21 protein-coding genes are annotated in these 25,256 nt (G+C 51.1%); 6 read left to right on the top strand and 15 right to left on the bottom strand.

What is annotated here, in order from left to right:
• Positions 1-82: 82 nt before the first annotated feature.
• The gene (locus L2725_RS04505) at positions 83-643 is read left to right on the top strand and encodes a chalcone isomerase family protein (RefSeq protein ID WP_248934606.1); all 561 of its coding nucleotides are present in this window, start codon (positions 83-85) and stop codon (positions 641-643) included.
• A gap of 18 nt (positions 644-661) precedes the next feature.
• Here the strand turns inward: L2725_RS04505 and L2725_RS04500 are convergent, their stop codons facing one another.
• Both L2725_RS04500 and L2725_RS04495 read right to left on the bottom strand, forming a co-directional pair.
• On the bottom strand, positions 662-1,525 hold the full coding sequence (locus L2725_RS04500; RefSeq protein WP_249247829.1) for an autotransporter outer membrane beta-barrel domain-containing protein: 864 nt from the start codon (positions 1,523-1,525) through the stop codon (positions 662-664).
• Positions 1,526-1,587: 62 nt separating this feature from the next.
• On the bottom strand, positions 1,588-2,199 hold the full coding sequence (locus L2725_RS04495; protein WP_249247827.1) for a TetR/AcrR family transcriptional regulator: 612 nt from the start codon (positions 2,197-2,199) through the stop codon (positions 1,588-1,590).
• A 235-nt stretch (positions 2,200-2,434) separates the two neighbouring features.
• On the opposite strand from L2725_RS04495, the gene L2725_RS04490 reads away from it, so the two are divergent.
• Both L2725_RS04490 and L2725_RS04485 read left to right on the top strand, forming a co-directional pair.
• Positions 2,435-3,496: an efflux RND transporter periplasmic adaptor subunit gene (locus L2725_RS04490; RefSeq protein ID WP_428985269.1), complete on the top strand. Its 1,062-nt coding sequence runs from the start codon at positions 2,435-2,437 to the stop codon at positions 3,494-3,496.
• Between the two features lie 2 nt (positions 3,497-3,498).
• Positions 3,499-6,564 (top strand): efflux RND transporter permease subunit, encoded by a 3,066-nt coding sequence (locus L2725_RS04485; protein WP_249247824.1) that lies wholly within the window; start codon positions 3,499-3,501, stop codon positions 6,562-6,564.
• Here the strand turns inward: L2725_RS04485 and L2725_RS04480 are convergent.
• The 8 genes from L2725_RS04480 to purL all read right to left on the bottom strand — a co-directional run bounded on the left by L2725_RS04480 (position 6,561) and on the right by purL (position 18,159).
• A complete protein-coding gene (locus L2725_RS04480; RefSeq protein WP_249247823.1) occupies positions 6,561-6,806 on the bottom strand; it encodes an HP1242/YdcH family protein in 246 nt (81 codons plus the stop codon). The two genes, L2725_RS04485 and L2725_RS04480, sit on opposite strands and share 4 nt — an antisense overlap.
• 217 nt (positions 6,807-7,023) lie before the next feature.
• Positions 7,024-7,140 carry a cytochrome bd-I oxidase subunit CydX gene (cydX, locus tag L2725_RS04475; protein ID WP_248934600.1) on the bottom strand — a complete coding sequence of 39 codons (117 nt, stop codon included), beginning with the start codon at positions 7,138-7,140 and terminating at the stop codon, positions 7,024-7,026.
• A 17-nt stretch (positions 7,141-7,157) separates the two neighbouring features.
• Positions 7,158-8,294 carry a cytochrome d ubiquinol oxidase subunit II gene (cydB, locus tag L2725_RS04470; protein ID WP_249247822.1) on the bottom strand — a complete coding sequence of 379 codons (1,137 nt, stop codon included), beginning with the start codon at positions 8,292-8,294 and terminating at the stop codon, positions 7,158-7,160.
• A 12-nt stretch (positions 8,295-8,306) separates the two neighbouring features.
• Positions 8,307-9,863 carry a cytochrome ubiquinol oxidase subunit I gene (locus L2725_RS04465; protein WP_249247821.1) on the bottom strand — a complete coding sequence of 519 codons (1,557 nt, stop codon included), beginning with the start codon at positions 9,861-9,863 and terminating at the stop codon, positions 8,307-8,309.
• Between the two features lie 324 nt (positions 9,864-10,187).
• A complete protein-coding gene (cydX, locus tag L2725_RS04460; protein WP_115135060.1) occupies positions 10,188-10,304 on the bottom strand; it encodes a cytochrome bd-I oxidase subunit CydX in 117 nt (38 codons plus the stop codon).
• Between the two features lie 17 nt (positions 10,305-10,321).
• Positions 10,322-11,458 carry a cytochrome d ubiquinol oxidase subunit II gene (gene cydB, locus L2725_RS04455; protein WP_249247820.1) on the bottom strand — a complete coding sequence of 379 codons (1,137 nt, stop codon included), beginning with the start codon at positions 11,456-11,458 and terminating at the stop codon, positions 10,322-10,324.
• A gap of 12 nt (positions 11,459-11,470) precedes the next feature.
• A complete protein-coding gene (locus L2725_RS04450; protein WP_115135064.1) occupies positions 11,471-13,027 on the bottom strand; it encodes a cytochrome ubiquinol oxidase subunit I in 1,557 nt (518 codons plus the stop codon).
• Positions 13,028-14,280: 1,253 nt separating this feature from the next.
• Positions 14,281-18,159 (bottom strand): phosphoribosylformylglycinamidine synthase, encoded by a 3,879-nt coding sequence (gene purL / locus L2725_RS04445; RefSeq protein WP_249247992.1) that lies wholly within the window; start codon positions 18,157-18,159, stop codon positions 14,281-14,283.
• A gap of 241 nt (positions 18,160-18,400) precedes the next feature.
• Here purL and mltF point away from each other — a divergent pair, with 241 nt between their 5' ends.
• Both mltF and L2725_RS23180 read left to right on the top strand, forming a co-directional pair.
• The gene (gene mltF / locus L2725_RS04440) at positions 18,401-19,822 is read left to right on the top strand and encodes a membrane-bound lytic murein transglycosylase MltF (protein ID WP_249247819.1); all 1,422 of its coding nucleotides are present in this window, start codon (positions 18,401-18,403) and stop codon (positions 19,820-19,822) included.
• Between the two features lie 166 nt (positions 19,823-19,988).
• Complete coding sequence (locus L2725_RS23180; protein ID WP_283106315.1) at positions 19,989-20,111, top strand: hypothetical protein; 123 nt, start codon at positions 19,989-19,991, stop codon at positions 20,109-20,111.
• Between the two features lie 18 nt (positions 20,112-20,129).
• On the opposite strand, the gene tadA is transcribed toward L2725_RS23180, so the two are convergent.
• Positions 20,130-20,636: a tRNA adenosine(34) deaminase TadA gene (gene tadA, locus L2725_RS04435; protein ID WP_248934594.1), complete on the bottom strand. Its 507-nt coding sequence runs from the start codon at positions 20,634-20,636 to the stop codon at positions 20,130-20,132.
• 95 nt (positions 20,637-20,731) lie between these two features.
• Here tadA and L2725_RS04430 point away from each other — a divergent pair, with 95 nt between their 5' ends.
• Positions 20,732-21,694 carry a GGDEF domain-containing protein gene (locus L2725_RS04430; RefSeq protein WP_249247818.1) on the top strand — a complete coding sequence of 321 codons (963 nt, stop codon included), beginning with the start codon at positions 20,732-20,734 and terminating at the stop codon, positions 21,692-21,694.
• Positions 21,695-22,103: 409 nt separating this feature from the next.
• Here the strand turns inward: L2725_RS04430 and L2725_RS04425 are convergent, their stop codons facing one another.
• The 4 genes from L2725_RS04425 to L2725_RS04410 all read right to left on the bottom strand — a co-directional run bounded on the left by L2725_RS04425 (position 22,104) and on the right by L2725_RS04410 (position 25,249).
• On the bottom strand, positions 22,104-23,033 hold the full coding sequence (locus L2725_RS04425) for a hypothetical protein (RefSeq protein WP_249247816.1): 930 nt from the start codon (positions 23,031-23,033) through the stop codon (positions 22,104-22,106).
• A gap of 649 nt (positions 23,034-23,682) precedes the next feature.
• The gene (locus L2725_RS04420; RefSeq protein WP_249247814.1) at positions 23,683-24,288 is read right to left on the bottom strand and encodes an HNH endonuclease signature motif containing protein; all 606 of its coding nucleotides are present in this window, start codon (positions 24,286-24,288) and stop codon (positions 23,683-23,685) included.
• Complete coding sequence (locus L2725_RS04415; protein ID WP_249247812.1) at positions 24,285-24,779, bottom strand: hypothetical protein; 495 nt, start codon at positions 24,777-24,779, stop codon at positions 24,285-24,287. The genes L2725_RS04420 and L2725_RS04415 overlap by 4 nt, the downstream gene beginning before the upstream one ends.
• An 11-nt stretch (positions 24,780-24,790) precedes the next feature.
• Positions 24,791-25,249, bottom strand: a complete 459-nt coding sequence (locus L2725_RS04410) for a J domain-containing protein (RefSeq protein ID WP_249247810.1) — start codon at positions 25,247-25,249, stop codon at positions 24,791-24,793.
• Between the last annotated feature and the right edge of the window lie 7 nt (positions 25,250-25,256).

Below are 25,256 nucleotides of genomic sequence, written 5' to 3'. Positions count from 1 at the left end.
ACCGGGACTACTGCAGTCTCGGTTTTTGTGTGTTTGGCATACCAATAACTATTTAAACAACTCAAGCATTCCAAGAGGTTATATGAAGTCCCTCTGTTCACTGTCGTTAGTTTCCGCCCTGCTGTTTTCCGGCTCTGCGCTGGCTGTCACCAATGTTGCAGGTATTCAACTGCCTGGCTCAGTTATGATGCAGGATTCCCAACTGGCCCTGAATGGCGCAGGCGTACGCAGCAAGTTCTTTATGGACCTGTATGTTGGCAGCCTGTATCTGCCTAAGTCTGCCCACACACTTGAGCAGGTTCTGGCCCAGCCTTCATCCATGGTGCGTCTGAATATCACCTCTGGCTTGATCACTGCCGAGAAAATGCAGGATGCGATTAACGAAGGTTTCGACCTGGCAACAGATGGTGATATCAGCCCGATTAAAGCCCAGATAGATACCTTTATGGCGATGTTTGCCGAGCCGATTAAAGAGGGTGATCAGTTCAGCTTCCTGACCAGCGAAGGCAGTGTCACCAGCTATAAAAATGGCAAGCTGCTGAGCACCATTGATGGCGAAGCTTTCCGTCTCGCTCTGCTGAAAATATGGTTGGGTGATGAGCCCGCCCAGGACAGCCTGAAAGAGGCCATGCTGGGCGAGTAATCTGCGCTCTTATCCCGCTTAGAAAGCGAACTTGACCGCCAGCGCCACTGCTGCCTGGCTGTCGAGTTCCTGCTTCACCCTGCCCACTTCAAGTTCCGAGTCAAAATAGAAGCCCGCCAAAGCGCTCAGGGTCATGGCATCATTCATCTGCCAGGTGGCACGGCCAAAACCAACCCACTCTTCAAGCTCTGCCGCTTCCTCCCCTTTAAGGGTGGTCAAAAACCGGGTGGTACGGCGTGAGTTACCCAAACCAAACTGCCACTCATCAGACAGGTCATATCTCAGCTCCAGCCCCGCAGGACCGCTGAATCCAGCCTGGAATGGATTGGCGATACTCCAACGCTCAGTCAGTTTCCAGTCGATGGCGAGATAAGGAATGGTTCTGACCTCTTCAATATCATTGAGATAAGCCACGCCCAGCCCCAGCGTATTGCCGGAGTCAAATCTATACATACCGGACATCACCACACCGTAGGAGATAGCGTCACTGCGATTGGCGCCGTCAGCCCAGGCATATTGTAGTTTGGGCGCTGCCATAAAGCTCCAATGCTCGTTGGCCTGATACCGGACAAAGACACCAGCGTGGTATCGCTGGATCTCATCCCATCCCATTGAATAGGCCAGCGGCGTCCGGGTGGAATAATCCAGCCAGTCAGCACCGACCGATAGACCAGCTACCCAGTTTTGGGAAAAACGCGCTCCGGCACTCAACTCCAGATTGGTACTCTGACGAGCGAGTTCATTGCCACCCGGGAGCGTAGCGTCCCCAGATTGAATATGACTGACGGTAACAGAAAAAGGTTTGATATGAGCAGGTCTGGCTTCGGCCAGGAAAGAGACGGATGTCGCCGTTGCAGCAAGACACAACACTCTGATTAACATATTAATTAGTCCCTATAGAAAACCCCATAACTAGGGTAATACGCACAGCTTCAAGGTTCGGTTCAGCAGCGGTGCGCCTTTAAAAACATCGCCGCGGTATCCATCACATAGGCTTCCCGATCGGCCTCCAAATCTGACGTATCCAACCCAAGCTCCAACTTGAGCTTCATCTCGCCAAACAGCATAAGACACAGGCGAATGGCGCCGTGGTGACAGTTACCAAACCGATACTTACCGTGCTTTTCCACCTCGGCCAGATAACCAGCTAACAGGCCAAGCACATTGGCAGGTCCCGCATCATAGAAAAGTCTGGAGATCTCCGGATGAGTATCAGCCTGTGACACACAGGTTTTAAAGACATGCATACTTTCTGGCGACACTATCATCTCGCCAAAGTGATGGGCAAAGCAGGCCAGTGTTTGCTCAGGGCGGGTGGGATCAGACAACATATCTTCACTCACCTGATGCACATCACACTTGGACTCAATCGCCGCAACAAAAAGTTCATCCTTACTGCCGAAATGAGCGTATACAGTTTGCTTTGATACCCCGGCATGCTTAGCGACTTCGTCCATACTGGTATTAGGCAAACCCTGACTGGTAAACAGCTCAATGGCACTGCTGAGTATCTGTTGGCGTTTCTGCGCGCTGCGGCTGACAGCCACTGTCGACATAATGCTAACTCTCTTATATTTCAGGATTTAAACAATTGGGAAACATTTAAGCACAAACTAGACTAGACAGTCCAGTTTGATGTAACTAGACTGTTTAGTCTAATTTAACCTTTGTGTAACTATAGCCTTTATGGATATTCCGGCCATGGACATTAAGTTTTCAGCCTTTCTTCGCACCTCATACAGCAGCAACCGCTGCCGCAGAAACAGCGCTGGTGCCGCTCTGTTACTGGCTATGATGAGCCTTGCCGGTTGCGGTGAACAAACTGCAGCCACACCTGCCCGGGCGGCTATCACCCTGCCCAGCGTCAATACTCTAGAACTGAAACAGGTTCCGGCATACGAGCACGCGCAGACCTTCACCGGGACTGTCAGAGCCGGAAATACGACAGGTCTGGCATTTGAGCTGGCGGGTAAGCTGGATGCGTTAACCGCAGATACAGGCGATCGGGTGCGCAAAGGACAGGTATTGGCTCAGCTGGACACCTCTCTGTTGCAGGCTGAATTGAAAGAGATTACCGCCGCACTGGCCCAGAATGAGTCAGATCTGGCGCTGGCACAAAGGACCCTGAACCGCAGCGAAGAACTCAGCAAGGAAAGCTATGTTTCGGCGCAGCAGCTGGATGAAGTCAAAGGTCAGCAACAAAGCCTGCAGGCCGCCAGACAAAGACTGCTGGCGTCAAAGTCTGCCACCGAGCTGAGGTTGCAGAAATCCACGCTTGTCGCGCCATTCAGCGCCGCCCTGTCCAAACGCCAATACAACCTGGGTGAAGTCGTTCCCCAGGGCAGTCCGGTATTTACTCTGGTCGAAGAGGGCAACCCCAAGGCTTATATCGGTGTACCGGTCGATGTCGCCCGGGAGCTGAATAATGGCGATACCATGCCGCTGACCGTTGGCGAGCAGATATTTAATGCCACCATAGAAGGGATCAGTGCGGAAGTTAACCCGGTTACCCGTACTGTTGAGCTGAGGATGTCGCTGCCGCTGGATGCCAGAGTATTCAACGGTGAACTCGCCTATCTGGATTATCGTAAAACCATAGCAGCGCCTGGCTTTTGGGTACCTGTCAGTGCCCTGACCGATGGCGTGCGGGGGCGCTGGAATATCTATGTGGTAGATAGCCGACAAGACGGCAAATTTGTGGAGCGCCGGGACGTAGAGATCCTCTACACAGACAAGCAAAGGGCTTACCTGCAAGGCGCATTGTCTGGCGGTGAGCGTGTGGTCGCCAACGGCCTGCACAAATTGGTATCGGGCCAGCAGGTCAATCCGGTTAGCCCGGTTGCGGCGAGGTAGCTATGGTCAAGTCGTTGATTGAAAACGGTCGCCTGGCCAGCCTGATTATCGCGCTGTTACTGGTGGCAGGGCTTGGGGCTATCAATACCCTGCCCCGCATGGAAGACCCGGACATCACCAACCGTTTTGCATCTGTCATCACCCAATATCCGGGCGCATCCGCTGAGCGGGTTGAAGTGCTGGTCACAGAAGTGCTGGAGCAGGAGCTGCGTCGACTGGAAGAAGTTAAGCTGGTTATGTCCACCTCCAGGCCGGGCATTTCAGTTATTCAGCTGGAGCTTAAAGATGAGATTATCAATACCGATCCCGTCTGGTCCCGGGCCAGAGATCTGGTTGGTGATAGCCAACACCTGCTGCCCGCCCCTGCCCAAAACACCATACTCAATGACCAGTTCGGCTTCGCCAATACGGTGATTCTGGGACTGAGCTGGCAAGGTGCCGGTGATGTGCAGCCGGATATTCTCAACCGCTACGCTATTGAGCTGCAAAACAGACTGCGGCTGCTGTCGGGCACCGACTTTGCCTTGCTGGATGGCGAGCCGGTAGAGGAAGTGCTGGTTGAGCTCGATGGCGTCAAGATCAATCAACTGGGCCTGACCCCGGCAGCGGTGGCTGCCGCGCTCAACAACGCAGATACCAAGGTCAGTGCCGGTGAGATGATGAACCAGCACTTCCGTGCTTTGGTGGAAGTATCCGGTGAACTTGATTCCCTTGCCCGTATCCGCAAGGTGCCACTGAAAATCGACAGCTCGGGTCAGGTTATCCGTCTTGGCGATGTCGCCACAGTGGAGCGGCAAGTCAGAACCCCGGCCAACAGCATTGCCCTGATTGACGGCAAACAGGGCATTCTGGTGTCAGCCCGTATGCTGAGCAACACCCGGGTCGATATCTGGCAGGCCAAAGTGAGAGACACCATAGCCAATTTCGAAGCCAACCTGCCAACCAATATCAAGGTGGAATGGCTGTTCGAGCAGGAAAGCTATACCAATATCCGTTTGTCAGAGTTGGTTCAGAGCCTGTTAATTGGTTTTGGACTGATTCTGGCCGTACTCATGCTGACCCTGGGGCTGAAAAATGCTCTGGTGGTTGCCATCTCCCTGCCCTTAACCGCGCTGTTCACCCTGGCATGTATGAAGTTTGTGGGTCTGCCAATTCACCAGATGTCTATTACCGGTCTGGTAGTGGCGCTGGGGATTATGGTGGATAACGCCATTGTAATAGTCGATGCCATCGCCCAGCGCAGGCGTGAAGGACAAACAGCCATAGAGGCAGTGACAGCAACCCTTAAACACCTGTGGCTGCCACTGGCGGGTTCAACCATTACCACCATGCTGGCATTTGCCCCCATTGTTCTTATGCCGGGCGCAGCAGGTGAGTTTGTCGGCGGCATCGCTATCTCAGTGATGTTTGCCCTGTTGGGCTCTTACCTTATCTCTCATACCCTGGTGGCCGGTCTGGCGGGACGCTTTACCAGTTGCACCAACCACCATCACTGGTATGAATCCGGCATTGAACTGCCCTGGCTGGCCAGTGCCTACCGTGCCAGCTTGCTGTTTGCTCTGCGTAAACCTGTTTTCGCAGCGCTGGCCATCGGCATTCTGCCCCTGACCGGCTTCTGGGCTGCCAGCAAAATGACAGAGCAGTTCTTTCCCCCATCTGACAGAGATATGTTCCAGATTGAGGTGTATCTGGCTCCCCAATCGAGCCTGGACAATACCCTCAGCCTTATCCATACCATGCAGGAGCGGATGGCAGCCCACCAGGAAGTGCAGAGAATCGATTGGGTGGTAGGGGGTAACTTCCCCTCCTTCTACTACAACATGACTCAGCGCCAGCAAGGGGCTGCAAACTACGCCCAGGCTATGGTGAAAGTCAGCGATTTTGATACTGCCAATGAGCTGATCCCTCAATTGCAGATGGAGTTGGATCAAGCCTTCCCCGAAGCCCAGATATTGGTGCGCAAACTTGAACAGGGCCCGCCATTCAACGCCCCGGTCGAAATCCGGGTTTATGGCCCCAACCTGGATACGCTCACCGCCCTGGGTGAACAAGTTCGTGGCCTGCTTGCCGCCACCCCGGATGTGATTCAAACGCGGGGAACCCTGAGTGCAGGCGCTCCCAAGGTGTGGTTCCAGATTGATGAAGATGCGGGCCTGGCCAGTGGTCTGTCTCTCACCGACATTGCCAATCAGATCCAGATGTCCACCACAGGCCTGACCGGTGGCAGCATACTCGAACAGACCCAGTCTTTACCGGTGCGGGTGCGTCTGGGCGAGGAGCAAAGGACCGAAGCCAGTCGCCTCAGTGAACTCATGCTGATCTCAAACGCTGGTTCAGGTATTCCGCTGTCGGCCCTGAGTGAAGTGGATATTCAGGTCAGTCGTGGGGCGATACCCCGCCGTAATGGTGAAAGGGTCAATACCATAGAAGCCTATATCACTGCAGATGTGCTGCCCGCCAAGGTACTGGAAGCCATTAAACCCGGTCTTGCTGAGATGGACATCCCGGCGGGATACCATATTGAAGTGGGTGGCGAGAGTGCCAAACGGGATGAAGCCGTGGGCAACCTGATGTCCAATATCGTGCTGGTTGTCACCGCCCTGCTGACCACTCTGGTTCTATCGTTTAACTCATTCCGCCTGACCGGCATTATCCTGCTCAGCGCATTGCAAAGTGCGGGGTTGGGACTCCTGATGGTGTATCTGTTTGGCTACCCGTTTGGCTTTACCGTGATTATCGGTTTGCTGGGTTTGATGGGGCTGGCGATCAACGCCGCTATTGTGATTCTGGCGGAGCTGGAAGACACCCCGGATGCCAGGCTGGGACAACCTGAGTTAATTACAGCCACTGTAGCAACCTGTGGACGTCATATTGGTTCCACTACCATCACCACGGTAGGCGGCTTTTTGCCTCTGATTATGGCAGGTGGCGGCTTCTGGCCACCTTTCGCTATTGCTATTGCCGGCGGCACCTTACTGACCACCCTGTTATCACTTGTCTGGGTGCCGGTAATGTACCGCCTGTGGATGAAGCCATCGGCCCGTCAATTGCGGGCGCAAACGGCCTAACTGGAATGTTGGGTTAACATATAGTGGAGTTCATCTTTGAGCTCCACCCGCTCTGCCTTCAACGCAATAAAGCGCTCGTCAGATGTGGGAACGTCGTTCAGTTCCAAGGTGCGGATTTCTTTATCTAGTTCGTGATAGCGCCGGGATCTGTGGGCGAAGTGTTCATTGGATTTGGTAAGTTGATGGATAAGATCGGTAAACTCAGGGAAGTCATGGGTAAGTGAGTGATTTTCTCCCAACATGGCACGCTCCTTAATCGTCTTGGTTGACTAAAAAACACACATTCATGCTATCAGGGAAAATCCCTGTGCCCTAGTGCCTGTTTGCAATTTAATACAGGGTTACGGCCCGGTTCATAGTTTTGATAATTTCTTCAACAAGTTGGCATAATCTTCGCCAGTTCAAACGAAAGCAGGGAGCGCCAGATGACACTCCCTGCAGGCCACAAAAACACACAAGCTAGCTTTCCAAACCGCCTTTTCTATCCCTGTTTTCGGTAGTTTCAAGCCACAGGGCATTGATGATTCCGAATGAACAGGCCAGCAATACGCCTAAAATCCAGGTGAAATACCACATATACATCTTCTCCTTAATCAGTAGAGTGAAGTCTTGTTGTCTTCAATGTACTGACGGCTCAGGCGGCCATACATCTTGAAATAGGTCCAGATGGTGTAGCTCAGCACTATGGGCACAAAAATAATCGCTGCCCAGGTCATCACTGTCAGTGTGAGTTGGCTGGCGGTGGCATCCCACATGGTCAGGCTCACATTGGGTTCCAGTGATGATGGCATCACGAATGGGAACATGGCTGAGCCACAGGTCAGTATTACCCCGGCAACAGCAAGGGAGCTGAACAGGAAGGCGAAGCCGGAACGCTTAACCAGACTGGCCAGAATCACCAACATGGGCATCACCAAACCCAGCACAGGGAACAGCATAGTCGCGGGATAGAGGTCATAGTTTGCCAGCCAGGCACCGGCAACTATCTCGACGGTTTTGACTGCGGGGTCGGATGCGGCGGCGGTATCAATAACTGAGGTCACGACATAGCCATTCATATGGGACAACCACAAGCCAGCCAAAGCAAACAGAATCGCCATCACTACCGCAGCAGCCTGGGCGGCTTTGGCGGCACGGGCACGCAGATCGCCTTCGGTTTTCATCTGCAACCAGCATGCACCCTGCATCATAAACATGGAGACGGACACCAGGCCGGCAAGAATACCAAAGCCGTTGAGGAGGCCCAGCAAATTACCTTCGTAGTAAGCACGCAAATACTCATCAAAGCGGAAAGGTACGCCCTGCAACAGATTGCCAAACGCCACACCGATAATCAGTGGCGGAATAAAACTGCCGAAAAACAGCGCCCAATCCCAGCTTTTACGCCATTTCGGATTATCCAGTTTAGACCGATAATCAAATCCCACCGGACGCAGATATAGTGCGAGCAGCACCAGCATCATAGCCACATAGAAGCCGGAGAATGACACAGCATAGACAGTTGGCCAGGCGGCAAACAAAGCGCCACCGGCGGTGATCAACCACACCTGGTTGCCGTCCCAGTGAGGTGCCACAGTGTTGATCATCACCCGCCGCTCGGTGTCGTCCCGGCCAAGGACAGGCAGCAAAGCACCTACCCCCATATCGAATCCGTCTGTTACCGCAAAACCGATAAAGAGTACACCGATCAGCGCCCACCAGATGAGCCTTAACGTTTCATAGTCAAACATACTTGTCCCCTATCAAGCTGCCAGCTTTTCAAAGTGGTAACGGCCGGTCTTCAAACTGCTTGGGCCTTTGCGCGCTACATGGAACATAAGGAAGAGTTCAATCACCAGGAATATGGCGTAGAACAGGGTAATGGCACCGATACTGAACCAAAGGTCCGCCACACTCAGACTGGACGCTGAAATGGACGTTGGCAGCACGTTGTAGATGGTCCAGGGTTGGCGGCCAAATTCGGCCAGGAACCAGCCACTCTCAATAGCCAGCCAGGGCAAAGGCAAGGCGAACAGGAACAGCTTCAACAAACCGGCTTTCTGCTGCAGCGCAGGCTTAAAGCAGGATGCCAGCGCCAGCAGCATCACCGCCAGCAGCGCCATACCCGCACCAATCATGATACGGAAACTCCAGTACAGAGGTGGCACATCGGGAACCGTATCCTGGGCGGCAGCCTTGATTTGCGCGTCAGTGGCGTTCACCACCTTGTCTGTATAGCGCTTCAGCAGCAGGCCATAACCCAGATCCGATTTCAGGGCATCAAACTGCTGGCGAACTTCAGATGATTTATCACCATGACGTATCTTCTCCAGCAAACCATAGGCCTGCATACCATTGCGGATACGCTGCTCATTTTTGACAATCAAAGGCTTGATACCTTCAACCTGAGTATCCAGACTGCGGGTGGCGATAAGACCCAGTGCATAAGGGATTTTTACCGGCATGCTGTTACTCATGGTGTGCTCATCAGGGAAGCCAAACAGCAATAAACCGGCCGGTGCCGGCTCAGTGTGCCATTCCGCTTCCATAGCAGCCAACTTGGTGGGTTGCACTTTACCAATCTCATAACCCGATTCATCGCCCAAAATCAGCGTCATCACAATTGCGGCTGCACCAAAAGCTGCCGCGATGGCGAAAGAACGGCGGGCAAACTCAAAATCACGCTTTTTCAGCAGATAGTAGGCGCTGATGGCCAGCACAAACATGGCTCCGGCCACGTAGCCAGCCGACACCGTATGAACAAATTTGGTTTGGGCAATGGGGTTAAACAGCACTTCCTTGAAGCTGGTCAGCTCCATGCGCATGGTGTGGTCATTGAACACAGCGCCAACAGGGTTTTGCATCCAGCCATTGGCGACCAAAATCCACATTGCAGACAGGTTGGTGCCAACAGCCACCAACCAGGTTACGGCCAGGTGCTGGCGTTTGCTGAATCTGTCCCATCCGAAGAAGAACATCCCCACCATGGTAGATTCAAGGAAGAAGGCCATCAGGGCTTCAATGGCCAGGGGCGCACCAAAGATGTCGCCCACATAGTGGGAATAGTATGACCAGTTGGTCCCGAACTGGAACTCCATTGCCAGACCTGTGGTAACACCCAGGGCAAAGTTAATACCAAACAACTTGCCCCAGAAGCGGGTCATATCTTTATAAATTACCTCGCCGGTCATCACGTACAGGGTTTCCATGATGGCCAACAGGAACACCAATCCAATCGTCAGCGGCACGAACAGGAAATGGTACATGGCAGTCAGCGCAAACTGCAGGCGCGACAAGTCTACAACCTGATCCAGGATCATGTTTCACTCCAGAAATAGCTCTGAGATCCCCATGCGACGACGGGATTCGTCCAACTACAGGGGATAATTAAGAAGCGGTAAGTCCGCGGGAGGATGCGGGAGGCAAAGAGGTTGATCCCCCGGAGTCAGGCTGGAATAACTGTTTATTGAACCGACACACCCTCAGATACAAATTGTCACACCTGATGACCTAACGATTTGTGATGCAGATCACTTTGTTAATTTTGAATTGGCAGGCTTGAGTTAAATCGGATTCATCAATGATTACAAAATCAGCAAAAGCAAAAAGCCCCGCATTGCGGGGCTTTTTATCAGGTTATCCTGTTAGTCTTCCAGTTCGGAATCTCTGTCCATGTTTTCGGTTGTTTCAAGCCACAGGGCGTTGATGATACCGAATGAGCAGGCCAGTAATACGCCCAGGATCCAGGTGAAATACCACATACTAATCTTCTCCTTAATCAGTAAAGTGAAGTCTTGTTGTCTTCAATGTACTGACGGTTCAGGCGGCCGTACATCTTGATGTAAGTCCAGATGGTGTAGCTCAGGACGATAGGTACGAAGATAATCGCAGCCCAGGTCATCACTGTCAAAGTCATCTGGCTGGCAGTCGCATCCCACATGGTCAGGCTCACATTCGGCTCCAGAGAAGATGGCATCACGAATGGGAACATAGCTGCACCACAGGTCAGGATCACACTGGCAATTGTCAGGGAGCTGAACAGGAAGGCAAAGCCAGAGCGGTTCATGCGACTGAACAGAGCCACCAGCAGAGGCATAGCCAGACCCAATACAGGGAACAGCATGGTCACTGGGTACTTGTCATAGTTGGCCATCCAGGCGCCGGAGACCAGCTCAACAGTCTTACCCGCTGGGTTGGATGCTGCAGCAGTATCAATGGCGGAAGTGATGACGTAACCGTCCATGTTGGACAACCACAGACCTGCAGCACCAAACATTACCACCAGTGCAACTGCAGCAAACTGAGCCGCCTTGGCAGCGCGGGCACGCAGATCACCTTCAGTCTTCATCTGCAACCAGGTCGCACCCTGCATCATAAACATAGATACAGATACCAGACCGGCCAGCAGACCGTATGGGTTCAACAAACCAAACAGGTTACCTTCATAGAAGGCGCGCAGGTATTCGTCGAAACGGAAAGGCACACCCTGCAGCAGGTTACCAAAGGCCACACCAATAATCAGAGGCGGTACGAAGCTACCTACGAACAGTGCCCAGTCCCAGGTCTTGCGCCATCTTGGATCTTCAATCTTGGAGCGATAGTCAAAGCCAACAGGACGCAGGAACAAGGCAAACAGTACCAGCATCATAGCTACATAGAAGCCAGAGAAAGATACTGCGTACACAGTTGGCCATGCAGCAAACAGTGCACCACCGGCTGTGATCAACCACACCTGGTTGCCGTCCCAGTGAGGGGCAACAGTGTTAATCATAATGCGGCGTTCGGTGTCATCTTTGCCCAGAATTGGCAGCAAAGCACCTACACCCATATCGAAGCCGTCGGTAACCGCAAAGCCGATAAACAATACGCCTACCAGGGCCCACCAGATAAATCTCAGGATTTCATAATCAAACATGGTATTCCCCTATCAAGCTTCCAGCTTCTCAAAGTGGTAACGACCTGTCTTCAGGCTGCTGGGGCCCAGGCGCGCAAACTTCAGCATCAGGTACACTTCTACAACCAGCAATACAGTGTAGAAAGCAGTGATAGTGATGATACTGAACCAGATGTCGCTGACAGACAGGCTGGAGGCAGACATAAAGGTCGGCAGAACTTCAGAAATGGTCCATGGCTGACGGCCGTATTCGGCGACGAACCAACCACACTCAATAGCGATCCAAGGCAGTGGCAGGCTGAACAGCGCTGCTTTCAGAACCCATGGCTTCTCTTCAATCTTATGACGAGTGCTCTGCCAGAAGGCTGCTGCGAATACGAACAGCATGACAAAGCCCAATGCCACCATGATACGGAAGCTGAAGAACAGAGGTGCTACAGATGGAATAGAAGAACGGGCAGCCGCTTTAATCTGCTCTTCAGTAGCGTCAACCACTTTATCTGTGTATGGCTTCAGCAGCAGACCGTAACCCAGGTCAACCTTGGCCGCTTCGAAAGCTGCACGCAGTTCAGGGGTTTCGTTGCCGGCACGCAGCTGTTCGAGCATAGCGTATGCCTTCATACCGTTACGGATACGGGCTTCGTGCTCAGTAACCAGATCACGGATACCGGTTACCTGCTCATCCAGCGAACGGGTCGCGATGATACCCATTACATAAGGGATCTTGATGGCATAGTCGGTTTCCATGGTTTCATCATTCGGGAAACCAAAGGCAGTAAATGCAGCAGGAGCTGGCTCTGTGTGCCATTCAGCTTCAATCGCAGCCAGCTTCACTTTCTGTACTTCACCGGTTTCATAACCGGATTCGTCACCCAGAACGATTACAGACAGGATAGAGGCCATACCAAAGCTTGCCGCAATAGCGAAAGAGCGACGGGCAAATGGCAGGTCACGCTTCTTCAGAATGTAGTAAGAGCTGATGGCCAGTACGAACATAGCGCCGGTCACATAACCTGAAGCAACAGTGTGTACAAACTTAACCTGAGCAACCGGGTTGAACAGGACTTCAGCGAAGCTGGTCATCTCCATTCGCATGGTTTCGTAGTTGAATACGCTGCCCACAGGGTTTTGCATCCAACCGTTTGCAACCAGAATCCACAGTGCTGACAGGTTGGTACCCAGAGCAACCAACCAGGTTACCGCCAGGTGCTGACGCTTGCTGAAGCGATCCCAACCGAAGAAGAACATACCCACCATGGTGGATTCAAGGAAGAACGCCATCAGACCTTCAATGGCCAGAGGAGCTCCGAAGATATCACCCACATAGTGAGAATAGTAAGACCAGTTGGTACCAAACTGGAATTCCATGGCCAGACCTGTAGTCACACCCAGGGCAAAGTTAATACCAAACAGCTTGCCCCAGAATTTGGTCATGTCCTTGTAGATCTGCTTGTTGGTCATCACATACAGTGACTCCATAATTGCAAGCAGGAAGGCCATGCCCAGAGTGAGAGGTACAAACAGGAAGTGATACATAGCTGTCAGCGCGAATTGAAAGCGCGATAGCTCGACAACCTCTTCAACAATCATCAGTCTCTCCTTACTTGGTACTTAACACCGGTATGTAGCCGGTGCGAACCTTTGTAAGATGGTTAAATTTTTCATTTCGTTTACCTAGACCAAGGCAAACGTCCCTTTATTTTCCCAGTTTGCCAGACTGAGGGGGAAGATCCCCGAAATTTGGTCAATTCCCGGCCTTTTTGCGACGCAGGTCACAAATTGTTGCAAATCGGCGACCAGGAACACACCAAGAAATCACCCAAATACCAACAAACACATATATTTCAATTAGTTAGAAATGCACAAGTTTGTTGATTTACCTCAATTTTATACCACCTGCATTTGATGCAAATCAATCAAACTCAGTAGCTTGAATGGTTTTTGCGGGTAAGTGCACACTTCAACCGCTACCACGGTTGTCGATAACCAGGAATCATGATAGGGAAGCCGTCGAAAACCTGCAAAACAGCCAGTTAATGACATTAATATGTCAATTGAGCAAAAAACCTGAATAACCACATTTTTTAACATTTTATCGACTATATAATCTAACTCAAAACCACTTAAAGACGACTCAGTAAAAACATTAAAATAATAAAAATCATCAAGTTACCCATCAACAACCAACGGCAACCAAATATTAATTGATAATTTTTTCTAATGTGAAAATACATTTTTTCTAGTTTGATCGTTTTTCACACTATGGCTACTATATGCCTCGTGTTAAGGAGACGCTTGAATACACCCGCAGTAACCAAGTGGTGTATTTGCTCCGCGCACCAATCATCGAATTTGTGTGGAGATATTTGCTATGAAAAAGTTTTTTGAACGTCTGGTTAACTCTTACAAGCCTGTATTTACTGAACTTTTCAAATCGCGTGAGTTCTAATTCAGGTAAAGACAATTTGCTGTTTCTTGAGTTTTGTTAGCGCAAAACGGGCCCGGTTTCAGTTTCTGAAACCGGGCTTTTTTCTTTCTGTTTCGGATAAGAAATTTAACCGCCAAAACCCGCAATTTGTAGAGATTCACTCTAACACCTATTGTTTGGCAACATTTACTTTACTTTCGCCATGACTGATAGAGCCAGCCCCCACCGACTCTGGCCTCTGGCTATTGATAATTCACTGCCGGTCAAATTATCCCTTACCCATGCAAGTCTCTAAAAGCCCTGAAAGCGACCAGAATCAGGTGTTTCTAAACTATTGATACGCTGTTGCTGAGGTTTTTGGGCAGTAAAAAAGCAGCCCTGAGGCTGCTTTCATCTATGCAGTGACAACCGGTTTTTAGCCCAGCTTCACTCTGGCATTGCGGAACATACGCATCCAGGGGCTGTCTTCACCCCACTCATCCGGATGCCAGGAATTGGCCACAGTACGGAACACACGCTCAGGGTGCGGCATCATCAGAGTGACGCGGCCATCCAGGGTAGTGATACCGGTAATACCGTTTGGCGAACCATTGGGGTTCAGTGGGTACTGCTCAGCCACTTTACCGTTACCATCCACATAACGCAGCGACACAGTGCCGGAAGCTTCTGCTGCAGCCAGCGCCTCGGGAGACGCAAACTCCGCCCTGCCCTCACCATGGGATACCGCGATTGGCATGCGGGAGCCAGCCATACCTTCGAAGAACAGAGATGGGCTCTGCTGTACCTCTACCAGAGAGAAGCGGGCTTCGAAGCGCTCAGAACGGTTGCGAACGAAATGTGGCCAGTGCTCAGTGCCGGGAATAATGGACTTGAGGTTGGACAGCATCTGACAGCCGTTACATACACCCAGAGCAAAGCTGTCGCCGCGCTCGAAGAAACGACTGAACTCCTGACGAGCCAGTTCATTAAACAGAATCGACTTGGCCCAACCTTCACCTGCGCCCAGTACGTCACCGTAAGAGAAGCCACCACAGGCCACCAGCCCCTGGAAACCTTCCAGACTGACACGACCGGACAGAATATCCGACATATGCACGTCACGGGATTCAAAGCCGGCGCGGTCAAATGCCGCCGCCATCTCCAGGTGAGAGTTCACACCCTGCTCGCGCAAAATCGCCATCTTCGGCGCAGCGCCCTTAAGGATATAAGGAGCGGCCACGTCTTCAGCCACGTCATAGCTGAGATCGACTGTCAGGCCGGGGTTATTGATATCCAACTTAAGCGCGAATTCCTCTTTGGCGCACTCTGGGTTATCACGCATCGCCTGCATACGGTAAGTGGTCTCAGACCACAGCTTACGCAGGTCAATCAAAGACTCGCTCAGCACTTCACGTTCGCCGTCGTATACAGATAGCTGCATGTCATCTGCCAGGTTACCTATCAGGTGGCAGCTTACGCCCACATCTTCAAAGCGGCTGATAATGTCCTGCGCATCAGAGGCAGGGATCTGCAGCACGCCGCCCAACTCTTCGTTGAACAGACGGGAGATATCATCCCCTTCTATGCCACCCAGATTAATATGCAAACCAGTGTTACCGGCAAACGCCATCTCGGCCAGAGTCGCCAACAAACCACCATCACTGCGGTCGTGGTAAGCAATCACTTGCTTATCGGCCACCAGCTGCTGGGTCACATCGAAGAAACCTTTAAGGTTGGCAGGCTTGTCCAGATCCGGTGCAGCATCACCCAACTCACCGAACACCTGAGCCAGACAGGAGCCACCCAGACGTTGCTTGCCATCAGCCAGATCCACCAGCAGCAGCGCTGTCGCGCCTTTATCTGAGCGCAGCTCTGGGGTCACTGTGTTACGGATATCACGCACCACACCAAAGGCTGAGATCACCAAAGAAAGAGGCGCAGTGACGCTCTTGTCCTCACCGTTATCCTGCCAGGCGGTTTTCATGGACATGGAGTCCTTACCCACAGGAATGGTCAGGCCAAGTTCAGGACACAGCTCCTCACCCACAGCTTTAACTGCTTCGTACAGACCGGCATCTTCACCCGGATGACCGGCTGCCGCCATCCAGTTGGCAGACAGCTTGATACGCTTCATATCGCCGATATCAGCGCCAGCAATATTCATAATGGACTCGGCCACAGCCATACGGGCAGAGGCGCCGAAATCGAGCAGCGCCAGTGGCGTACGCTCACCCATAGACATGGCTTCACCGGCGTAGGAGTCAAAACTGGCCGCAGTCACAGCACAGTCGGCTACAGGTACCTGCCATGGCCCCACCATCTGGTCACGGTTAACCAGACCGGTTACCGTACGGTCACCGATGGTGATCAGGAAGGTTTTGTCGGCCACAGTCGGCAAGCTCAGTACCCGGGATACCGCTTCTTTCACGCTAATGGCAGCAGTATCCAGCGCCTTGCCTTCAGCCTTCAGAGTCTCGGCTTCACGGCTCATCTTGGGCGCTTTGCCCAGCAGCACTTCCAATGGCAGATCTATGGGTTGATTGTCGAAGTGCTCATCGTTCAGCAGCAGGTGCTCCTGCTCAGTGGCTTCACCCACTACCGCGAATGGTGCACGCTCACGCTCACAGATGGCGGCAAAGGTATCCAGGTTTTCAGCCGCTACAGACAACACATAGCGTTCCTGAGATTCGTTACACCAAATCTCCAGAGGGCTCATGCCCGGCTCGTCAGACAGCACCTTACGCAATTCAAACTTACCGCCACGGCCACCATCACTCACCAGCTCAGGCAAGGCATTGGACAGGCCACCGGCACCCACATCGTGGATAAACTGGATCGGGTTGTCATCGCCCATCTGCCAACAGCGGTCGATCACTTCCTGACAACGACGTTCCATCTCAGGGTTTTCACGCTGTACTGAGGCGAAGTCCAAATCTTCACTGGACTGGCCGGATGCCATAGAGGAGGCCGCGCCGCCGCCCAGACCAATGTTCATGGCTGGGCCACCCAGTACAATCAGCTTGGCACCTATGGTGATTTCACCTTTCTGTACGTGGTCTTCACGGATATTACCCAGACCACCGGCCAACATAATAGGCTTATGGTAACCACGAACCTCAACGCCATTGTGGCTGGCTACCTGCTGCTCATAGGTGCGGAAGTAACCCAGTAGCGCAGGACGACCAAATTCATTGTTAAAAGCTGCACCGCCCAGTGGGCCATCCAGCATGATATCCAGCGCGGATACAATACGTTCCGGCTTGCCATAATCCCCTTCCCATGGCTGCACAAAGCCAGGGATCTTAAGGTTGGATACTGAGAAGCCTGTCAGACCTGCTTTGGGCTTGGAACCACGTCCGGTTGCGCCCTCATCACGGATCTCACCGCCACTGCCGGTCGCTGCGCCTGGGTATGGGCTGATAGCCGTTGGGTGGTTATGGGTTTCCACCTTCATCAGCACATGCATAGGCTCTGAGTGATAACGGTAAACTCCGTCGGAGTCAGGGAAGAAACGACCTGCCACTGAGCCTTCCATTACCGCGGCGTTATCCTTGTATGCCGACAGCACATGCTCCGGAGTGGTTTCAAAGGTGTTTTTGATCATCTTGAACAGCGACTTGGGCTGCACTTCGCCATCTATGGTCCAGTCGGCGTTGAAGATCTTGTGGCGACAATGCTCTGAGTTGGCCTGGGCAAACATCATCAGCTCGATGTCGTTGGGGTTACGGCCCAGACGGACAAAGTTCTCTACCAGATAGTCGATTTCATCTTCTGCCAGCGCCAGCCCCATTTCGGTATTGGCAGTTACCAGCGCGCGACGACCTTCACCCAGCACATTCACGCTGCGAAGTGTGCCAGGCTCAGTGTGAGCAAACAGCATGGAGGCCTGCTCAAATTCACCCAATACCACTTCCATCATACGGTCATGGATAAGCGCCTTAACTCCAGCCAATTGGTCCTGGGTCAGCTCACCCTCAACATAATAGGCAATACCCCGCTCCAGACGCTGAACTTTGTTCAGGCCGCAGTTATGGGCAATATCAGTTGCTTTGGAGGACCAGGGGGAGATGGTGCCGGGGCGAGGGGTGACGAAGAACAGGGTGCCGCTGGGGGCGTGGGATTCCATGGCTGGACCATAGGTGAGGATTTTGGCAAGCTGCTGAGATTCGTTTTCATCCAGTGGCTCACTTAACTCAGCAAGATGTATGTACTCGGCATAAATCTCACTGACCGGAAGGGACTCACTGCTAAACGCTGCCAGCAGTTTCTGCACCCGGAACGACGATAGTGCAGGGGCTCCGCGGATGATCTCCATCACGTCTATTCACCTTTTTATATTATTGGATAACAGGGTAAGAGGAGGCGGTATTATAGGAAAAAGTGGCTCACAAATCATCAAATTGGCTTGGTGAAACCGCCCTGATTTGTGCTATAAACGCGCCTCATCGCCGAAAACATTTTCCCTGTAATCAAACGATGGAATACCGGGTCAGTGATCCCGGGACTCACCGTTCGGCTTATTGCATTTTTCAACCGCTGTCGCATTATTGTTCACTATGACATTCAAACGCCTGTTGGCGGTTCTGTTGTTTCTGCCTTTATTCTCAGGCTGCGAACCAGAGCCGGTAGAATCTCCTGCTCCGACCGAGCGCAGCGTGCTGCGGGTGGGGACTCTCTATGGCCCGCAGATATATGTCAGCACAGGTCAGGGACTCAGCGGCTTCGACTATGAGATGGCTGACAAATTCTCCCAGTACCTGAATAAGCCTCTCAAGATGATTCCCTACAACACTATCGGGGAGCTTTATCGGGCGCTGGAAAAAGAAGATATCGACATCATCGCTGCAGGGATGACAGATACCCTCGCCCGCCGGGAGCAGTTTCGTATGGGACCGCCCCTGTATCAGGTGGACCAGGTACTGGTCTACAAAGAGGGCAATAAGCCAGGTAAGAACCTTAATGAGTTGGGTCCAGGCCTGACCATTCTTGCAGACTCAGCCTTTGTCGATACCATGATGGCATTGAGACAGGACAACCCTGAGCTCAACTGGCAGCAGGTAGCCGACAAAGACAGTGAAGAGCTGCTGGAGATGGTTGCTAGCGGCGAGATTGCTTATACAGTTGCAGATTCCTCAGCGCTGCAGATCAATCGCAGATTTTTGCCTGAACTGCGCATCGCTCAGGTCTTGCAGGAAGAGCAAAACGTGGTTTGGCTGCTGTCAGCACAAAATTCAGACCGGATGATGAGTGAGTTACTGGCTTTCTGGGATTCAGAGCGCAGAAACGGCACCCTGGATGAATTGAATGAAAAGTACTTTGGTCATGTGCAGCGCTTTGACTACGTAGATACCCGGGCCTTTATTCGTGCCGTGGACAGCAAGCTACCAAGATACCGCCCCTGGTTTGAACAATACTCAGGTGAGCTGGACTGGCGCAAACTGGCAGCAACCGCCTATCAGGAATCCCACTGGAATCCCCATGCCCGCTCTCCAACCGGGGTTCGGGGTTTGATGATGCTGACCTTGCCTACCGCCAAACAGATGGGCATCAGCAATCGCCTCGACCCTGAGCAGAGTATTCGTGGTGGGGCCAAGTACCTGAGCAATATATTGACCCGTCTGCCCGCTTCCATACCTGAAGATCAACGTATGTGGTTTGCACTCGCCTCCTACAACATAGGAATGGGACACGTTGAGGACGCCCGTAAACTGGCGCAATCAATGGGCTATAACCCCAGCAGCTGGGGCGACGTCAAGCAGGTGTTACCTTTGCTGCAGAAGCGCAAATATTACAGCAAAACCCGCTACGGCTATGCCAGAGGCAGTGAAGCCGCCCACTATGTAGACAATATCCGCCGCTATTACGACACTCTGGTATGGCTGGACCATCAGGCTCAGACAGAAGCGGCCAAGGCGATAGCCAAAGAGGAGAAAGCCAAAGAGATGCCGGGAGAGGAGGCTGTCACAGCACCACAGTAATTTCTCTCCCTGCGCCGGGCAAGCCTATGAAAAATTGGTAATATTTCTCACCATATTCATATTTCTTTCATCAGAGATTGTGATACTGTCGAAATACATGGAGATCAGCGGGCGACCTGCCCGCCGCAAACAGTGATTCAGCAATGGAGAACTGTGAGGAAGAAGTATGAAACGAAAAATGATGAATAACGCAGCGGCCCGTCGCCGTACTCTTCAAAAGGCCCGTCATCAGCGTATGCTGCACCGCCAAAAACAATTTTTCACCTTTATCCAACTGCGCAACAGCTAGGATCTGCTGACATTAATATCAGCCGTTGGCCTGCTGATTTTTGGCTGCCTGCTTCAACGCTTTCTTTTCCGCGCGGCGACGCTTGAAAAAATCACTCAGCATTGCTGCGCATTCCTGCTCTCTCACGCCGGAAGTGACTGACACCTGATGGTTGAAGGCTGAGTTATTCAACAAGTCCACCACTGAACCCGCTGCACCGGTTTTGGCATCCCGGGCGCCAAACACCACACGCTTAATACGACTGTGAACCATGGCTCCCGCGCACATGGAGCAAGGTTCCAGGGTGACATACAAGGTGGCATCCAGCATACGATAGTTTTGTATCACCTGGCCCGCCTGCCGCAAACACTGCATCTCAGCGTGAGCACTGGGGTCATGTTGCCCAATACTGAAATTGAAACCGGCAGCCAGCAATTGATTGTCTTTAACCAAAACGGCACCGACGGGCACTTCCCCGCGAGCCTCGGCCTTGGCTGCCATTTCCAGCGCCAAACCCATCCAATGATTATCCTGTTCTGCCTGCATCAATTGCGCCCCATTCAATATTCAGACACGGAGTATATCAAGTTGCCAATGTCGGTCACACTGGTAACTTCCCCGGCCTGAACTAAACTTGGAAAATGATACCCAAATCTTCCTCTCTTTGGTTCATCAACTGGCCTCTGGCCCTTATCGGGATAACCTTTGCCTGGCTGCTGATACTGCTCGCTAATCATACATTGGTGCTGCCGCATTCGGGCACTCAGCTCACGCTCGACGCCATTCCTGTTATCGCCTGGCTGGGCATGACCCTGTTGATCAACCGGCCCAATCTGGGCGCTGTCAGTTTCTGGCTTGGAGCCGGTTTCAGCATGCTTTATCTCGGTGCGCTAATCCAGCTAAGTGGCCACCTCACCCAGGTGATCACCTCTGGTTGGCTGGAGCGGGTACCCGATGCCCTGGGCAGCCTGTTTCTGACCATAGGCCTTATCCGCTGTATACACCAACTGAATGATCAGAACCAGCTGATGAGTCACCTGGCAACCGGCACGCCTCTGGCAAGTCTGGCCAACAGCCGTAACTTCTATCAACACACACCCAATGTCACCCGGGAGCGCAGAGCCGCTCTGCTGATGATCTCTGTCGACGATTTTCAGCAACTCTGCCAACAACAGGGTCAGGCCTGTTGCGACTATCAATTGGTGAAACTGGCAGAGTTGATCGGGGGCTCAATCCGCAAACATGACAGGGTTGTGCGCTGGGGAGGCGAAGAGTTTGTGCTTGAGTTGGGGGGCGCAGACATGAATACCGCCAGAGTCAAAGCTGAACATTTACGTATGATGATTGCCGAACACGCTTTTGGCTTTGCAGGCTTGTCGTTGCGACTGACGGTCAGCATAGGTATTGCGGAGTATGATGGCCTGCTGGCCAACCGTAAATTGGCAATATTGTCTGCCAAAGAGGTGATGCAACAATGCGCCGCTCTCGGCGGTAATAAGGTGATGGTATTTGAGCCTGAACCCAGGATGCAGGACACAGAGCAAACAGAATTGCCGGATGCTGCCAATGACCCTGAAAGTCGCTCCAGCGGCAAACCCCATTAATAAAACAGACCTTCACACAGTAAAAAAGCGACCCGGAGGTCGCTTTTTCAGTTGCGGTTCAAGTCGGGATTATTCCCACTCTAACATCAATAAGAGGAAAGCCACCTTTTATTACAGCAAGTTAGATTTGAACTGGTTTGCGGTACCATCATCTATACCATGCTCAGATTTTTTTTTGCTTTTTTGCTGCAAGTTGACCTTTTAGCTCAGCTTTTGCCCAAGCAGCTGTAGGAGAGGAATAAGTTTGCTCCGATAGACCAATAATATTGATTAAATGTAGAAGTTAATATGGTTTTAAACCGATAGATAACCCCTACCCGTCGTGCGTCGCCTTGGGCTTGAAACCCCTGAAAAAAGCATCAAAAGGCACCCTGTGGGGTGCCATATTGGTTGGGATGAACTTCCCCCCCTAATGCAAATTTTCTTCTGGTTCGTCCGGATAAGGACTATCAAAAGCGTTGGCTGAAACGCGGACAGTCAGAGAATCAGATAAACCTCTGATCTTATCCAATATCTCTGGAGGGCAACTTTCGTCAAAGGTTAAAACAAAGCCATAAATCAAACCATCATCACTGCTGTTTTCCAGCGTATCCCATTCCAAACACTCAAGCTCTTCTTCTGTTATGCCAAGCTCTTCTGCTAACCTGCTCTGATAGCGTTTACCATACCGCAGTTCCGGATCTACCCAATCATCATTGACGCAGCCTCCAGCTTCAAGCTCGTATTCGTAAAAACCACGCTTGCCAGCTATGCGAGGCAATATCACCTGTACAACCATATCAAGAGTGTCTCCACAAAATGGTTTATCGTCCATTGGTTTGCCTTTGTACTGGGATTTAGCAATAGCTACCAGTTCATCACCACGATCTTCAATTTGTACATCATCGTAATAAGGACTATCGAAAAATTCCGCATTAGTTTCAGCCATAGCCCCCGAAAGCTGATTATCTATAAGATATTGGCAATCGGGTAGTAGGACTTCGACAATGTAGTTTTCTAGTGAGTCATAGAGCCAAGTATATTCACCACCTAACCCTTCATCAGCAAGCATGTCTGATAGAAGCTTGGCGAGGTCAATTGAGCGTCCAAGGTCATTTGGCAAGCCATTGAGCCTCGATCGTCTCTCATTCATCAAAGGTATGTCAGGAATGAATATATATGCTTCTTCTAGCTGAACCAGTGGATAAGTCTTCTCGGCCATAAGAGCCGCATGACTCTTATACCCAAAAAAAGCAGCAACAAGCTCTCTGGCATGTGAAGCTTTCAGTTTTGTCGTAGATTGGGAAGCATGATTTTGACGCATGAAATCTGCGCACAGTTTTGAGAGGTCAATACTCATGGGAGTAATCCTTTCTTAACGATGCCGGACTTTAAAGGTAGTGGTAAGTGTTTAAATCACTACTCTTGCCAGCATGGTTAATAAAGATCAACTGCTATGGGCAGGTAGTTAGATTTGCTGTCTTTTAGGTCACTTACAGCCTTGGCAATCAGCTCCGATACTCAAAATATCAGATTACCTAATTTTGGCAAGACAAAAAGTGATGTGTTCAGATGTCCAAGTTCAGACAAGATCAACCGTATGAAACTTTATTCCTCTCCCAAAGCAGAACATTAGGCGATATCCAAACGGATCAGCTTTAGCTCATAAGCGGCTATACGCATTCTTCCCCTCTGAAGCACTACTAAAGAGCTATGCCACATCGCCAAATATCGGAGTCAGATTTAACAAATAACTAAGCCCGCTCAAACGGTGCGCCAACACCTCGCGGGCTTTGTCATTGTCATGATATACAAACTAAGATTAGCTCAGACTTAGTACGAGTATCAAGAGGCATAGGCCACACTCTATGCATCCAAAGAACTTTGTTGATATTGCCGCAATCATCACTGTCAAAAGTAAAAATCACTTAAAAGCGTCACACATATGACGCGATAAGCTAACCTGTTAGCTCACACATTTTTTACTGCTCTATTTACGCCTTTAATTATCAGCCTTTCTTGTCGCCACGGTGTTCCTCCTTGTGAACTGGGCGCAATAACAGCTCCATATTAGAGGTTTCCGCAGCCAACTCGGGACGATCTGCTACCCGCTTTTTATGGTGAACCTCAGCTTTTTCATTCGCTGTACTAACTCCTGAGCGCTCACACTTGTCGCCTTTTCCTTCTTGGTCAAGTTTGCGTCGATATTCTTGTTTAGCGATGTTGGACTTAGACTCAACCGTAGAAGCTGCAATTGACCGCCGTTGAATGGACTCAGGTCGAGACAGTAAAAGCTGAGTGTCTTGATGGAACTTCTGTGCTTGTGCTTGCAGCTCAGCATTGGCACTTTGCATATTAGGTAAGTTCCATCTTCTTGCAGTAGATAAACGCACATAGCGCTTACCATTGATTGTGGTTACTTTGTCACTGCTAGTCTCGGAGGCTTTTTGCGCTACATCAGCAGGGTCAAGCCCAGTTGCGACGGGGACGTCCTTTAACAGCATGTAATGACGCGTGTTAGTGACATTTGTATCAGTACCCACCTCAACAACAGTCACATCAGCAACTTCGCCGACAGGTAACAATGTATCAGGTAGTAATGGCGTGTCACTCATACATCATCCTTATCTTTTGTCTGTTCTTCGGTTTGCTGCTCTCTGTTCTCTGTCGCCTGCAAGCTGCTGATCGCAGCTACAGTCTGATAAGGAATGACGGCCACATCTGCAATGAGTTGACTGGTTGCCGCGTGCTTGACTTGCTGTTTCGTATCTCTAGGCTGCTCGTAGCGTTCATCAATGATTTCCAACGCCAAGCCTTGCGAAAGAAATATATGACCGTTTTGTTGACGAATCTCATCACGGTCAGCTTCAGCAATCGCTTCTCGAAACGCTCGTAAATCTGTGCTCAAAGCTTGCGCTAAAGCCCCTGTGTGGTAGTACGGTGTGTGCGTTTTGTTATCTGGATTGACTTCGCTATACGATTTTTTCAAAAGCTGTTGGTTGGCTTCATCGATGCTAAAGTCGACATCAATAGATACATTACTTTTTTGGGGCGTCAGCAGTTCAGACAGAGCGATGCGCACTATAGGCAGCTGTTTGTTCGACATAACTGCCTCGCTTACAACGTCATCATACTGTACAGTTTCTTAAGATTATCAAACGCCTCAGTTGCTATAGGATCTTGCTGATTTTTGTCCGGATGAACTTTGTTCGATATGTTCCTAAACCACTGTTTTGATAGTTGCTCATCGCTATACATCTCTGAGGTGATTCCTAGCAATTGATTGCGACGCTTTCCATCTACCTCATTAAGCAGAAAAAAGAGTTTGTCTTTTTCACTCTTAAAATATGGGATTTCCATCGAGCTAGATGTTGGAGATTTAATCGTCAATATTTGATCTGTTCCCAACTGCTCCGCCTCAAGTTCACATTCCTGTGTCTTTTCTTGTTCAGACTCTTTCCTATTCTCTCTCACTTCGTCAGGCGACGCGTTTTGTTTGCGGATAGAGTAGGAATAAGCAATTAGTCCTGCATTGACCAGCAGAGAAAGAGCAAAGAGCATTTCGATCATCGTCATCGATTCC

This window comes from Shewanella corallii (genome assembly GCF_023349125.1).
Lineage (GTDB): Bacteria > Pseudomonadota > Gammaproteobacteria > Enterobacterales > Shewanellaceae > Shewanella > Shewanella corallii.
This window is presented reverse-complemented; position numbering and strand designations above follow the sequence as displayed.